Below are 14,142 nucleotides of genomic sequence, written 5' to 3' on the forward strand. Positions count from 1 at the left end.
AGTAGAGTAAGACGCGGGCGCGGTGCGGTGTCTCCACCGCCCGTTTCCCACGCCTTCTCTCCGAACCGGACGTGCACCTTTCGTTGTGCATCCGGCTCTCCAGAAGTCATGGCGAATTCGGGTTTTCTCATCCATTTGAGTTCGAACCGGTGGACAGGTACGTAGCTCATCAAGAATTGCTCCGTACCTCCTTCAGCCCAGACCTTGGTACCCGGATGGGCAACACTCGGCCTGCGGCCCGATGCGATCCTCCTCCCCGGAACACGCTTGTGTTTGGCCCGAAGCCACAGCCAGAGGCGTTGCCGCACATGCCAGTCGAGACTGGCAAAGATGCGCTTGGCCCCCACGCAGTAGCGGTAGTAGGCGGACCACCCCCGGAGGTATGGATTGAGTTCCTGAAGCATGGCCGCGAGCGAACGCCGAAGCGTCTGCCGCCGGGCCATTTGATTTATCCGTATGCGGAAGCCGTTGATCGGCTCACGCGGGATTTCGATGCGGGCATGAAGCCCGAATCGCTTGTCCCACTTAAGCCGCACGCGGCATCCCAAGAACCGACAGCCCGTGGTTAGCGCAGTGATGCGCGTCTTTTCGGGCGAGAGCGTCAGACCCATCGCCTCGTGCAGGTAGGTCGCCAACGCCTGCTTTTCGGCAAGCGCGTCAGCTTCCGTTCCCGACACGAAGATCAGGAAGTCATCGGCATAGCGGACAGGGTAGAAGACCGTTCGACCGGCCTTCCGGTCCTTGTCGCGCTTGATCGCCGCGAGCCTGATCCCATCGGATTTCAGCTCCGGGCTTTCGGGGCGGCGGACCCAGTCCCGATACCGTTCCTCGATCACGCTCAGCGCAATGTTGGCCAGTAACGGGGAGAGCACGCCGCCTTGCGGCGTGCCGGTGTCGGTGGGGCTGTACGTGACATGCTCCAAGACCCCGGCCTTAAGGAACTGCACGATCAATCGGTTCACCTTGAGGTCCGCGACGCCGTGGCGCACGCGTTCCATCAGGGGGTGGTGGCCGATGTTGTCGAAGCAGGCCTCAATATCGCCTTCGATTACCCATTGGTACGGCGCATTGTGTCGGTAGCCATCTGCCGCAGGTTTCCCCCGCGACTGGATGGTCAAACGGATATGTTCGAGGCAGGCTTGGCTGCCGCGTCCGGGCCGGAACCCGTATGAGACAGGCCAGAACCGGGCCTCGAAGATCGGCTCCAGTACTTGTTTGACCGCGCACTGCACCACGCGATCCTTGACCGTAGGGATACCGAGGGGTCGGAACTTCCCCGGTTTGCCCGGCTTTGGGATCCACTTCCTTCGTGCAGGGGACGGACGATACTCGCCCGCCCGGAGCTCCTCGCGGAGCCCTTGAAGGAATTTGTCGACACCAATTCCAGCGGCAATTTTCTCTACGGTCGCCCCGTCGATCCCCGGAGTGCGTTTGCCGCGATTACCGGCAATCGTCCTCCAGGCCATGTACAAGTTGCGGGGATCGGTCACCCAATTCCACAAGTCGTAGTATGGTTCTTCGGGGTGCTCCCGACTCCACTGGTAGAGCTTTCTCTGAACGCCGAGGAGCCAAGCCTTTGGGGCTTGATTACCAGAGTCCACTGGTAGTTCCTCCGTCATGACAGCCCACCGACTTCCTGCCCGCCTTCGCCATGTGGACGGCTTTCCCGTCCTCGGACTACTACGCAGGCTCCGCCCCACCAGCGTCCATCCCCGGTCTCCGCGGATAGCCTGCTCCGAAGCAGGCGGACGATGATGGTTCCCGTGTTCCGACGATCAACCTTGGACCCGTAGGTGCGACGCTTAACCCCTTGCGGCTCGGGTCTGCGGGCAAGAAAGGACGACCCGCAAACGAATACTCTGCAAGCATTCACCAGAAGGCAGCATACCAAACCAACCGGTTCACACCGCGATCTCCCCACCCCGTCAGGTGATCGGGAGTTCAACTGTAAATAAAGAGGCTTCAGACACGTCATTCGCTTGTATCTCACCTTAGGCCCTGTGGTAGCCCGACCTGCGGCTGACGGGCCGCATTCGGTACATTTCAGGTCTCCTGCTTTGAGGCCGACCGCCGGAACGCGGCAAACCTTGGAGACCCCCTTCCGACCCGATTCCTTCCATCAGGTGGGGTGGCATCGCAGCCACCGGTCGATCGCCAGCAAGACGATCGAAAGGAATATGATATTGAATTACATACATATTTCCTTTCTGCGCCGTCACGGCGCTCGCATGCAGCAATTGCGCTTGCGCCACAGAAGATAGCCGAAGTCCTCGCCGCCCACCGGATAGCTCCGACCGGCATCCGGCGGCATGGTCGAGGCCCCGATGGGTGAGCAGGCGTATTTGCCGCTCACCGTCGCAATCGGGTTGGTCATCTGGATGCGGTATTGCGACTTCTTGAGGATCGGCATGATGTACTTGCCGCAAAGCGCACGCGAACCCGCCGTGCCGAAGGCAAGCCCCTGACGGTGCATCTTGAAGAGCAGCCGTTCGGCCGCGAGGCGCGAGGACTGGACCGGCGAATTGTGCGCCGCGATGTTGCCATTCATCGGGAACATCGATCCGTTGCAGCCATCGCACCAGAAGAGCTCGTCAAGCGGCAGCCGGGCGGTCGCCGCCGCGCAGTCACCGGCACAGGCGGCAACAGCGATGGGATTGGCAAAGAGCGCGACCTCGGGATTGATCAGCGTCGTCAGCGTATCGTCATTCCACAGCGGATCGATTTCGGTGATGTAGGCGATGTCGAAGCTCGCGCTCTCGAAACAGAGAAAATCGGTCAGGATCTCCATCCAGTAGAGCAGCGGATAAACGTAGTAGTGCGCGTGGTAGTTCGCAGTGTTGGCGGTGCGCCCTCCCCCCATCTGCGGCGGTGTCACCTGGCCGCGCCCGATGTCGAAGCCCGGATCGAGCTTCAACCCGCCAAGGTTGGGGAAGCACCAGGGCTTGGTTGTCACATCGACCATCCGCGCAGGTTCCCAGAAGCCGACCGCAAGGCCGATGCGCGGGATCGGCGTGCCGCAGGCACAGATCGGGAAATCTGGATTGTTGGTGTCGGGCCGCCCAGGCCAGAGCTTCGCACCGCCCAGCGAGATCGGGAAAATGCAGCTCCAGCAGATATCGGTCACCGGGTTGACGAATTTGCCGGTGCACTTCGACGGCGGTGTCTGCGCCGAGGCGCTGACGGGCGAAAGCGCGAGGGCGGAAAGCGCGGCGAGAGTGAAGAGCAGACGGCGGATCATTGGTCCGTCTCCGCAAGAAGCGCGGAAAGATGCGCATCATCGGCGCGGGTCTTGATCACCAGATAGACAGGCACGAGCGCGGCGAGGACCAGGAGAAGCCCTGCCACGACCGCGCCCGCGCCGATCCCGATCGCCGCCCGCAGGGGGTCGATGGCGACGAGCGAGACGACAATTGCAAAGCTCACCACGATAATCGCGCGGCGCATGGCCTTGAGCGCGCGCGTCTCTGGCGCGGCCATCGGGGTTTTGAGCCAGTCGAGCCACGTCAGCATGGGCCGTCCTCCCCGTTGCGAGGCGACCGCGATTTGATCCGGTCCGACACGAAGACAGCGCCGACCAGAGCAACCACCGCGACAGCCATCACACGCACCCCTGCAGAGGACAGCAGTGATGCAAGATCATTGACTGTTCCAAATTGCCAAGCCGAGATGGCCAGCGATGCCGTAAAACAGAGACCAGCAACCGTAACGGCTGTGAGCAAGACCCTCAGGAAGATCGCCCAAAACCATTCTTCGCGGGAACGAGGCATAGCCGTGCCATGCTCATCGCACTTGAAAGCCCTCCGCCACAGCGAACAAATCCCCCACCAGAAACCAATCAGGCCTACGAACACAACACTCATCAAAAAGGCGAGGTAAATCCGGAAGACCAGATCATCCGGCTCGGCAAACATGCTGAGCAGAAACCCTCCCGTAACAGACCCGAGAGACACCGCCGCGAACACCAGCCCCGCGTCGAAAGTCCTCAACCGCTTCAGCATCATGACGCTCCCTTCGCTGGCAGGACGATCTCGCGCACTTCGAGCAGCTGACCCTTTTGAGCGACCACAGCGGGCACATGGGTGATCCCGAAATGGCCAGTGAGCTTACCGTGCTGATCGAAGAAAAAGCGGCGCTGGTACTCAGACATCCGATCAAACGGCGAGCCAGAGACGAAGATGATCTTGGCCTTCTCACTCGCCCAGTTCTTCGTCGCCCAGGCGAGCTGGTCGGGGTCGCGCCCGTCGACGAACACAAGATCGGTTGGCATGTCGATGAGAGCGAGCGGATTGACCCGCGCGCCGCGCGCCGCAATCACATTGCCCTTCTGATCGCGGATGTCGTTCTCGACCACGATCGAGGGATCGAACATCCAGCTGCGGTCCTTCTGCGTAGCGGAAATGCCGGCAACAGGCAGAGGATTGCGGACGCGGTGCTCGGTCTTGGCGACCAGCTCGCGCTGCATCCGCTCGATGCTACCATTGCCTTCAAGCGTCTTCAGCTTCGCATCGATCGTGGTCAGGAAGTCGGGCTCGGCAATCGGCCAGGTCTGACCCATCACGCCGTGGTCGCGCGCAAGCGCCATCGAGACGAGCGGCGCGACCGTCGTCAGGCTCAGAAGCGTGAAGCCCGTCGCAAGGATCGGCCACGCCCTCACAGGATGGGTGTCCCGGTGCCAAGAATGGCACGGCGGCAGGCAAAGCCGATCTCGGCATAACGACTGTCGAAGCCGTCGGGATGGTCCGTGCCCACGTAAAAACAGTCGCGCGGCACCCGTCCGGTCGGCCCGGGATTGAGAGGCTCGCCAAGACGGGTGTGCGGCTTGATGCGCGCCACCTTTACGCCGTCGACATAGACCATCCCATCCCGATGTTCGATGAGCGCGCCTGGCATGCCGATCACCTGCTTGCCGAACGGACCCTGATCAGGCCCGAAGTGACGGTTTACGAGCTCGCCGGGCGGCGGAACGAAGAAGACATAGTCGCCCTTCTCCGGCTGTTTGCCCGCGCTGACGAAGAACGCCCAATTGGGCAGGCTGTCGCTGGCATTGATCATGAAGGAATGACTTTCCTGCCATGCCGCGATCGCATTGTGCGAGGCGATGCCTGCCGCCAGCACGCCGATCATCGCCCAGCGCGCCAAGACCGAAGGACGGCGGGATGAAGCGGGAGCGCTCACCGGTCTTCATCCACGAGCAGGCTGCTGTCACCTACAGCGTCGCCATCGGCAGCGGGAGAGGGCGAAGGCGCGGCAGGCGGGCGCGGCGACGCGGCACGATCCAGCGGCCGCATCCGCTCATCCATCCTGCGCTGATCCTCTTCAAATCGGCGATCGAAGGCCTCCTGCCGCTCCATGAAGCGCCGGTCGAACTCATCGACGCGCTCGTCGAACCGCTTGCGGAACTGCTCGCTGCGTTCATCGAACCGGCGGTCGAAATCGGAGAAGCTATCCTCACGGCCACCGGACTGGCCCGAGCCAGGTGCGCGGAAGCCCTCGGGCATTTCCATCTCGATCGAGGACTCCTTGCCGTCAGCGTCCCGCACCCGCATCTTCATACCCTTGTCGGTCTCGACGATATCGGCAGTCACCTCTTCGCCGTCCGGCCCGACCATCCGCATTGTGGTCGCATTGTGGTCGCGTTCTTCGGGCGCCTCCTCAGCCTTGCCGCACGCTGACAGAAGGCCTGATGCGAAGAGGGCCGCAACCAGCACCGATCCACACAGGGGTGACATTGGCGAATTGCGCATGACGGCGGCCCTCCCCTTCCCGGCCTATTGACCCATTGCGGGCATGGGGCCCGGGCCAGCGGGAATATGCTGTGGCGGTGCGAAGGACGGCGGCGGCGCCGCGGCGGCGCGCGCTGCAGGCGGCGGCACCTTGGCATAGATCGCATTGCGCACCTCGGCCGTGATATCGGGCACGTTCTGCGAGAGCACTGCTTCGCCGACCATTACCGTCGTGCCGTCTGCACCGCGCGCCTTCAGCTCCTCGCCGAGCGCGGCCATGAAGGCCTGGGTCTGCTGCGTCACGACTTCGGACGGGGTATCGCTCCGCGCTTGCGCCTGGACATACTCCCCGATGATCTGCTCGAGCCTGACACTGGCGATGGGCGCCTTGACCACAGCAGGATCGAGGATGTTCTTTGTGACCCAGGCGCCCCACAGCAGCGCCACGACAGCGAGGCTTGCGAAAAGGTACGCCATGGGGGGCAAGCCTTTGCTGCGCCGGGCTGCGCGCTCCGCAGGGGGCGCTGGTGTTGAGCTTTTGGTCCTGACCGGCTCGCCCGAACGGCTAGCATCCGGGTCCTGCGCGAAGGGCGCTGCGCCAGAATGGACAGGGTCTGCCGCGGGCGGGATGAGGGTCAGCTGTTCGGACATGGTCAATCCTTTCGCGGGGCTGGTTCGGCCGAAAACACAGCGGCAAGCGAGCGGTATCGCGCTGCGCTGACGATGAGGAACAAGATCAGGGTGACGACGGCGAGCTGGCGGACGAAGAGCCCTTGACGGGCAGTATCGGCATCGCCGAACCGAACCGAGAGGTTAGCCAGATGGGCAAAGAAACCCTCGGCTGAGAAGGCCCCCAGCGCCATGAAGAAGACCGTGTAAAGGCCGAGCGTCGCGAGCAGCGTGAGCGACAGCCAGCCTGACAGGCGAAGCACGAAATAGCACAGGTCCGCGGCGATCCCGCGAAGAGGCGGCCGCGCAGCATTCGCGGCAGAGGTTCGCTCTTTTGACGAGACCGGCAGCGGGACGATCCCTTCCCCCGCAGCGTGGGCCGTCTTCTGGAATCGAAGGGACAACAGCGCGTTCATTCGGCCGCCTCCCGCGCCATCTCGCGCTCGAGATGGGGGAAGGCGACCATCTCGATCGCCTCGTCCATCGTGAAGCCCTCTTCCATCAGCCGCTCGATGCGCCCGAATACCGCCGGTGAGGAGGAATAGAGCGTGGCCGAATAGGGATCGAGCACCAGGCGGCCGACCGCCAGCGTGTCAGGGCCCTTGATCATCACGTCCGAATAATCGGTGCCGCTGCGCTTCAGGGACCGAAGGAGCGCCTCGGTATAGGAGTCCATGTCAAAGCGGCCATGCTTCTGGAAATCGGCGATTGTCTCGGGCTTCTGCTGGAGGATCACCGACCAGTCGGAGTTTTCGAGCGCGGCAAGCGAGCCTTCTGACTTGTAGTAGTCGTTGAGTGACTGGGTCGCGGTGATGAGCGAGGCCCCGTATTTGCGGCAGGTGCGGCTGTAGGTCTCGACGAAATCGGCCATCGATCCACCACGCAGCATCTGCCAGGCTTCGTCGATCAGCAGAGCCTTGGGGATGGTGCGGTCGATCTTGCGCATGCTCTGCGAGGACAGGAACATGATCGCGGTGAGAACGACCGAGCGCAACTCTTCGCGGCTCGACAGGTCGGAGAGCTCGAAGACGGTGAAGTCGGACGACATGTCGACCGTCGCCTCGCCCATGAAGAACCGACCGTAGGTGCCCTTCGAAGAAAATGGGAACATCGCGGTCGCCAGATCCTCGGCCGCGAGGGTTCCATGGGCCACCAGCACTTCGATCACGTCATCGATCGAGCCTTCGCGGCCCTTGGCATGCCAGGCTTGCCCCACCGCATTGTCGATGAGGCCGCGCTCGGTATCACTGAGATGATCGACATGCCGGGCCATCTGACCGATGATCGACTTGAGCATCGCAAGCGCATCAACAAGATAATCCTCGTCGCTTTCGATGAGAGAGGCATCGATCATCGAGAAGGGGTTGAGGCTGAAGCCGTCGCGCAGCCGGAACTCGACGAATTTCCCGCCCAGCATCTTGGCCATGTGTTCAAACGAACGCCCGTCATCGATCACGATGATCCGTGCTCCGATCCCGGCAAAGGCAGCACAGAGCTCCTGGAGCGCGACAGACTTGCCGGACCCCGACTTGCCGAAGACAGCCACGTTGTGGTTGCCGGCGCTGTTCTCGAAGGGTGACCAGAAGAAGGGCTGCCCTCGCCGTCCGATAAACATCAGGTGAGGCTTGGCGCCTCCGAGGAACTCGCCTTGCAGCGGGGCAAGGTTGGCAGCGGTTGTGGTGAGCATGGTCCGCAGCCGCTTCATGCGCTTGAGATCGACATCGAGCCCGTTGCCCAGCGTCATCGGCAGGCACGACATGAAGGCCATGATCTGGAGGAAGCGTTCGTCGAGCAGGTCCCAACCGGCCGCCTTGTAGATCGACTTGATGGTGCGCTCGTTTGCATCGCCCTTCCCCTTGGGGCTCATGATGCCGACCGTGTAGTAGACCTGCACCAGCTTGCGCCCCAGGCGCAGTTCCTGCTGGACGTGCTCCCATTCGCGGCTCTGGTCCTTCAGTTGCGGCAGCAGCCGCGCCGAGGGCGTATCGGCAAGGCTCGAGGTCCGCATGAACTTGTAGCCAGCCTTGGAGCCGGCCGCTTCCTCATCCTGGTAGACGATGCACAGGCTCGTCATGGTCGGGCAGCCAGGGCGCAGCTTGTCGGCGAACATGTCGCCGATGACCTTCTGGCAGTCCCAGGGCGCCCAACGCGTCGGCAGGTTGCGGACCGAGAAGAACCGGTAGTCGAAGGTGTCGGGCCTGATCTCCTCGAACTCGGTGTCCCCGCCCAATGTCGTCACCGCACGTAGCGGCTCGCAGGAAACGAGAATGCGGTCCGCCTGGACCACCGTCTGGACATCGCGCCGAACGCACTGGTCGGCGATCGGATCGAGCTCACAATAATCCTCGACGTGATCGGACACGTCGAAGGCGGGCGCCGTAAGGTCGTCGATCAGCGCGATCAGCGCGACCGGCGAGTAGCGGCTCACATCGACATTGATTGATTGCAACAGCGAGGTGATCGAGTCGCGAACGGTGATGAGTTCCTCGATGCTGCCCTTCCCCAGCTTGAAGGAGACGGAGAGAACGCAGCGGTGCTGCCGAACATGAAAGGGGCCATCCTGCGCAAGCGAGTTCCAAGCCCCATGCCCCAGCATCCGCGAGCGGTGCTCGGCGATCTTCTTGTGCACGCCGCCGGCGGCGTAGCGCGGCAGGGCATAGCGCGCGATCGTCTGACCCACCCGCGGGCTCTGGAACGAGAGGATTTGCAACCGCGAGCAAGGTGGCATCGCCTCGGACAGGAATTGCGCGAGGATCTCGCCGGTGCGTTCGTCGGCGCCGACAAGCGGAGCCACCTCGAGGGCAAATGCAATTGAATCGGTCTGGTAGAAGATCTCGGTCTTTGGATCGAAGCTGCGGTAGGGGAGCCACTGCGCGAGCATCGGAGCGCCGTGGCCGGGGGTCCCCTCGTCAGGAGCAAGCTGGTCCCCGAAAACACGGGCAAGCCAGCTCTTCTTGGAAGGCTGAGACGCAGTAGCCATGATCTATTGCTCCACGACCGGATTGAAAGGCTTCGGCCCGCTGGCGGTGGCGCTATCCGCGACTGAGGCACTGTTCGACGCCTTGGCAACTGCACGTGCCCGCGCAGCTGCGACGGCCTCAGGAGAAGGATGGCGGGGATCGTTGAGCCCGATCCGGGCCGTGCTTTCGCCCGCACCTGGCTCGGAGGTCACAACCTCCTCGCCGAGCTGCGAGAGGATCTCGGGATTGACCGTCAGGTTAACGGTCTGTGCGAGCGATGCGCCATGCGAGGCGCTCGCCTGCATCCAGGCGCCGTTGTCCACCACTGCATTGACGACACTGGTCTCGTGGTAGCGCCCTGCCCGATCCACGTGCGCCGGGAACACGATCCGCAACACCTTCTGTTGTCCGGGCACCACAACGGTTTGAGGCGCTGCGGCGAGAGCCACCGTGCCGGGCTGCATCTCGCGGACGGGTGCACGGTAAGGCCCTGCAGGGACATAGCTGGCATCGCCAGTGATCTCTGCAAGCGCACGATCGTCGATGACGGTAGCAGGCGAGCACGAACCTTCACCTGCGGGACCGCAATTGAAGTTCCCATTGATGTTCGTTCCGAACGTCGTGCAGCCAGCGAGGAATAGCAGCCCGCCCCCGATCGCAGCGATACGCCGTCCCGTCAGTGGCGGTCGCCAGTTGGCTGCAGAGCCGTGGGGCAAACAGATCACCTCGGGCGGAGACTTACGCTTCATGTCATGCTCCCTTCAGCCAGGCGATCAGGGCCGCCTTGGGTCGGTATCCTTCGAGAACAGCGCCATCGGACCTCACGATCACCGGCGTGCCGGAGAAGCCATGCTTGCGCGCGAAAGCCTCGTTCTCGTCGAGGCCGCGCGTGTCGCAGGTGGCTGCCTTGACGGGCATCTGTGCATAGGCGGCGCGCACCGCTTCGCGCTGGTCGCTGGCGCACAGAACGCGGTCGGCGATGTCGCGGCTGCCAAGCACCGAGATAGGGCGCTCGATCACCGTGACGTTCATCTGCTCGAGCTCGCGGCTCAGTGCCCGGCAATAGCCGCACTGGAAATCCGAGAAGACGGTGACCTTCTGTGCTCCTTTTCCCCACACGATCGCGCCCGCATCGGAGAGCCCTGACAGATCGACCTTTGGAGCCGGCGCCTGAGCGACAGTGAGTTCGCTGCGACTTCCGCGACCGCCCCCGGCGGGATCGCCCCCGCCTGCATTGGCCAGCGCGTTGGCCTTGGCCGCACCGCCGACCAGCATGTCGGGATTGAGTTCGAGTAGGCGCGCGGCCGTCAGATCCTGCCGGGTCTCCATGTCATAGACCCGACCAATGATAAGATAGCGGGCACTGGCATCGACGTAGAAGAGATTGTCCTTGGCGGTCACCTCGCACAATCCGGCAATGCGGCCGCAATCGACAGCCGTGACCTCGGTCTTGGGCAACCGCGTCTTGAGGAGCGATGCGACATCAGGAGAGCTACCCACGGCACTTGCGCCAAGCAGGAGCGACATCGATGCGATCGCGACATTGGTGGTGTTGAACATGAACAAACTCCTTCACTCCGCACAGCGCGGGCGTGATCAGTTCTGGATGAAGACGCCTTCGAGGAAGACGATCTCGACCTCGATGCCGGTCGGCATCTCGATCACAGGCTGATATTGCTCAGCGCGCTCGATCAGATATTGCGACAGGGTATTGCCCGCGTTCGCTGCGCCGCCGCCGATCGCCTGAATGCCGACATCGGAGGCGGACGGGAGCACAGGATCCTGTGCGATACGCGGGATCTGATTGGCACCCTGGAAGGCGTTGCCGACACCACTCACAAGCCCCGCGAAGAAGGCTTGCGTCGCAAGTCCGCCTTCGCGGCTGACCACCCTCCCCCTCACGCCCGTCTTGCCGCCGAAGCTGATGAACCCCTTGACGTCGGAGACCGCATAGCGCCCGTTGGCCTGAGGGCAGGTCATACGCTGGAGCTTCACATAGACCTTCTCGCTCGAGAGATCGCCGCGCGCCGCGCCGTTGACCAGGCAGCCCTCGATCTTGGTCGTGAGCAGCTTCCCATCCCGGTAAACCGAGCGCGCCGGGCCGGTAATCCGGAGGACGACCGGCAAGGGATCGGTCTGCGAATTGACACCCGCCGAAGCATCGACCCCGACGATGACGCGCGCCTTGGCGATCGAGTTGGGGGGGAGATAGTTGGGGCTGTCGGTGTAACTCGTGGAGCCGCCGCTGATCCGTGTCGCAGTGCCTGACGGCCCGCCTTCGAAGGCGACGAGCTTGATGGAACGTGGGCTGTAAGGTGAGCCGGCCACTGCGGCGGCGGCCGCCGCTGCGGCTCCGCCCTGGGGAAGACCCCGCCCCGCTGCGGGACCGGCGGGGCCATACATGCCTTGCGGGGGCATGGGTGCCGCCGCGCGCTGTGCGAGCTGCTGGCGCAGCTGGTCGTTCTCGGTCTGATATGCACCGACCACCCGCTGTCCGTCGGTCGCCATAGCCTGGTTCTCGGCCTGAAGAGCTGCAATCTGTGCCTGCAGCGCATCGAGCCGCTGGTCCTGTCCTTCGACGCCGCGCAGCTGGTTCTGCATGCTCTGCATCTCAGCTTCGGACATGGCCTGCCATTGCTGCTGGCCCATGTTCCTGTTGACCATGTCGTCGGTCGAGACCTTGATCTCCTGACCATTCGCGACCTGAGCAGCCTCCTCGCCCGCCTCGCCTCCGAAGATGTAAGCTGAGCCCAGCACCAGAGCCACGAGCCCAGCGCCGGTCATCAGCATCATCTGCTTCTTCTTGACCGCATCATTGGTGCCGAATTCCTCGACGTCGACCGTGTCATCCGCATCTAGCTGCTTGGGCTTGCGCTTGAAGGGGTTGGTGAAGTTCATGGACGTCCTCCCACGGAGCTGGCCGCGATCTGGCCCGATGGCGTGATGATGTAAGCGGTGGTCACCTCGTCGGCGCCGAGTTCGTGTCTGGCGACGCTGACCGCGACGGCGTTGCTCGGCGCGATGGTCTGCTCGTTGAGAACGGCAGTCGCCTTGCCGGTGTTCTCGATCCTGAGAACACGGCCGACGAGGTTGAGGCCGCGATATTCAGTGATCATCTGGACCTTGAGCGGGCCCACCATGACCGGACGCATCGAAGCTTGGCGGATCTCGAACCCGTCCATGCCCTGCCCCTGATACATCGCCTGGATCAGCGACGCAGAGGTTTCCTCGGGCGACATCGCACGGGCAAGTTCGGCGGGCTCTTCGCCAAGGATATCGCGATTCTCGACGAACACCTGATGAGCGCGCTTGCCCTCGAGACGGCAGGCGAATTTGTAGACGAAACCCTTGGACGTGGTCCCGAAGAACGAGACTTCATCCTTCGTGAAGCCCTCGGGCACGGAGATGTAGATGTCGCCGCGCGTCGGCTCGTTCACGACGGTGAAGTCGTCGGTCTCATTGCCGGTGGTCAGCTTCGACACACTGGCGAAGCGATCATCCTTGAGACTGACGCGCGTCAGGCCAGACTTCGATATGGTGCAGGCCACCTCGCTGTTGTCGGTGGCAAGCAGCGTCTCGTCTGCAAGAGCGGGTGAAGCGATCAGGAGAGCCCCTGCGACCAGAAGGCCTGCGCCAATGGTTCGGCTGCTGAGGCAGAGCGGACGGGCAGCAAGGGCCGTCCCGCTTGCGAAGAGGCCGATTGCATAAGACGTGATCATGCCTCATCCCCTTGTTCCTGGCGTTCGGCCTTGGAGATCATGCCGAAGCCGACCAGCTGCAGAGACAGTCCGGAATATTTCCAGGTGAAGCGAAAGCGCTTGTGTTCGGCAGTGACAGCCTTCGAACCGACGACTGTATGGAGCGTGCCGGATACTTCGGAGGTCAGGGTGTCGGGATCGACGCGGATCGCACCGATCGTGAAATACTGACTGATACTCGAATTGCCCTGCTCCTTGATGACCTTCATGAGGTCACGCTTGAGCGCCCCGTGGGCCTCGGGCGCGGCGATTTCGAGGATCGTCTCCATCCAGTAGTTGAGATTTTCCGGGCTGCGGTTGAGTGCGATGAGCGCGGTGTCGCGCGTCACCATCTCGAGATATTCCTTCGAGACGCCACTCGACGACACTGTCAGCGGGCTGCGCAGCACGGGTTGAAGAACGATTTCGCGATCGCGCGTGAACCCGAAGATCAACAGCAAGACCAGAAGCCCTGCCAACGTGAGCGCCGTGATGCCCAGCATATTGCGCTGCTTGAGCACCCGCTGCGATTGCGCCAGTCCGTAGGAATGATCCATGTCAGCCCACCATCATGCGAAGATGGGAGGGCGGCGTCGCCTTGAGTCCGGTGAAACTCGACGGCAGGTACCAGTAGGCCATGTGGAACACCCACGATGTGGCCCGACCGGCTTTGAGCTTGCGAAAGCCCCACCATCCAAGCACCGCCAGCACCAGTCCGATCACGACATGCTGCGTCAGAATGCCCCAGATGAACGGAACTGCCATCGCGAGGAACTCATCCAGCGTCCAGAACCCGATGAGTTCAGGATCGTCGAGATGCGAAGGAATGCTGTACCGGTCCATGACTTACCGCCCTCCCCTTTGGTTGAGCGACGCCTCAGATCGTCGCGGTGACGGTCGAGGTGACGATCGGAACGCCGGTGCCGGCACCCACGCCCACGGCGACCGGGACGGCGACCTGGGCAAGGCTGAAACGGCCCGAACCGAGGGCCACGAGGCCGCCGGCAAGGCTCATCACGGTGATGATCCGACCGCCCGAACCTTCGAGGAAGT

Annotated in this window: 16 protein-coding genes; all 16 read right to left on the reverse strand. The window is 62.9% G+C overall.

The genetic code is table 11. The features are described 5' to 3' along the window. A partial coding sequence (gene ltrA, locus BZF57_RS19660; protein ID WP_086740703.1) for a group II intron reverse transcriptase/maturase occupies nucleotides 1–1,619 on the reverse strand: 1,619 nt, incomplete at its 3' end. Between the two features lie 596 nt (nucleotides 1,620–2,215). Continuing rightward, nucleotides 2,216–3,238: a conjugal transfer pilus assembly protein TraU gene (gene traU, locus BZF57_RS19665; protein ID WP_086740975.1), complete on the reverse strand. Its 1,023-nt coding sequence runs from the start codon at nucleotides 3,236–3,238 to the stop codon at nucleotides 2,216–2,218. Further along, the gene (locus BZF57_RS19670) at nucleotides 3,235–3,510 is read right to left on the reverse strand and encodes a hypothetical protein (RefSeq protein ID WP_240506059.1); all 276 of its coding nucleotides are present in this window, start codon (nucleotides 3,508–3,510) and stop codon (nucleotides 3,235–3,237) included. Before BZF57_RS19670 ends, traU begins: the two co-directional genes overlap by 4 nt. Further along, nucleotides 3,504–4,001: a hypothetical protein gene (locus BZF57_RS19675; RefSeq protein WP_086740978.1), complete on the reverse strand. Its 498-nt coding sequence runs from the start codon at nucleotides 3,999–4,001 to the stop codon at nucleotides 3,504–3,506. Before BZF57_RS19675 ends, BZF57_RS19670 begins: the two co-directional genes overlap by 7 nt. Further along, nucleotides 3,998–4,654, reverse strand: coding sequence for a type-F conjugative transfer system protein TraW (traW, locus tag BZF57_RS19680; RefSeq protein ID WP_240506060.1), 657 nt, complete (start codon nucleotides 4,652–4,654; stop codon nucleotides 3,998–4,000). Before traW ends, BZF57_RS19675 begins: the two co-directional genes overlap by 4 nt. Further along, complete coding sequence (locus tag BZF57_RS19685) at nucleotides 4,651–5,124, reverse strand: S26 family signal peptidase (protein WP_086741005.1); 474 nt, start codon at nucleotides 5,122–5,124, stop codon at nucleotides 4,651–4,653. The genes traW and BZF57_RS19685 overlap by 4 nt, the downstream gene beginning before the upstream one ends. 47 nt (nucleotides 5,125–5,171) lie before the next feature. Next, a complete protein-coding gene (locus BZF57_RS19690; protein WP_086740981.1) occupies nucleotides 5,172–5,708 on the reverse strand; it encodes a hypothetical protein in 537 nt (178 codons plus the stop codon). Nucleotides 5,709–5,768: 60 nt separating this feature from the next. Next, a complete protein-coding gene (locus tag BZF57_RS19695; protein WP_086740983.1) occupies nucleotides 5,769–6,200 on the reverse strand; it encodes a TrbI F-type domain-containing protein in 432 nt (143 codons plus the stop codon). Between the two features lie 176 nt (nucleotides 6,201–6,376). Beyond that, nucleotides 6,377–6,808, reverse strand: a complete 432-nt coding sequence (locus BZF57_RS19700; RefSeq protein WP_086740986.1) for a hypothetical protein — start codon at nucleotides 6,806–6,808, stop codon at nucleotides 6,377–6,379. Further along, nucleotides 6,805–9,372, reverse strand: coding sequence for a type IV secretion system protein TraC (traC, locus tag BZF57_RS19705; protein WP_206073303.1), 2,568 nt, complete (start codon nucleotides 9,370–9,372; stop codon nucleotides 6,805–6,807). Before traC ends, BZF57_RS19700 begins: the two co-directional genes overlap by 4 nt. 3 nt (nucleotides 9,373–9,375) lie before the next feature. Continuing rightward, a complete protein-coding gene (locus BZF57_RS19710) occupies nucleotides 9,376–10,101 on the reverse strand; it encodes a hypothetical protein (protein ID WP_086740990.1) in 726 nt (241 codons plus the stop codon). 1 nt (nucleotide 10,102) lies between these two features. Continuing rightward, nucleotides 10,103–10,912 (reverse strand): DsbC family protein, encoded by an 810-nt coding sequence (locus BZF57_RS19715; RefSeq protein ID WP_086740992.1) that lies wholly within the window; start codon nucleotides 10,910–10,912, stop codon nucleotides 10,103–10,105. A gap of 36 nt (nucleotides 10,913–10,948) precedes the next feature. Further along, on the reverse strand, nucleotides 10,949–12,250 hold the full coding sequence (locus BZF57_RS19720; RefSeq protein ID WP_086740995.1) for a TraB/TrbI/VirB10 family type IV secretion system protein: 1,302 nt from the start codon (nucleotides 12,248–12,250) through the stop codon (nucleotides 10,949–10,951). Continuing rightward, nucleotides 12,247–13,071 (reverse strand): type-F conjugative transfer system secretin TraK, encoded by an 825-nt coding sequence (locus BZF57_RS19725; protein WP_086740997.1) that lies wholly within the window; start codon nucleotides 13,069–13,071, stop codon nucleotides 12,247–12,249. The genes BZF57_RS19720 and BZF57_RS19725 overlap by 4 nt, the downstream gene beginning before the upstream one ends. Beyond that, nucleotides 13,068–13,646: a type IV conjugative transfer system protein TraE gene (locus tag BZF57_RS19730; protein ID WP_086740999.1), complete on the reverse strand. Its 579-nt coding sequence runs from the start codon at nucleotides 13,644–13,646 to the stop codon at nucleotides 13,068–13,070. Before BZF57_RS19730 ends, BZF57_RS19725 begins: the two co-directional genes overlap by 4 nt. Nucleotide 13,647: 1 nt before the next feature. Next, the gene (gene traL / locus BZF57_RS19735) at nucleotides 13,648–13,932 is read right to left on the reverse strand and encodes a type IV conjugative transfer system protein TraL (protein WP_066270727.1); all 285 of its coding nucleotides are present in this window, start codon (nucleotides 13,930–13,932) and stop codon (nucleotides 13,648–13,650) included. Between the last annotated feature and the right edge of the window lie 210 nt (nucleotides 13,933–14,142).

It is taken from the genome of Erythrobacter colymbi (genome assembly GCF_002155685.1).
GTDB lineage: Bacteria > Pseudomonadota > Alphaproteobacteria > Sphingomonadales > Sphingomonadaceae > Erythrobacter > Erythrobacter colymbi.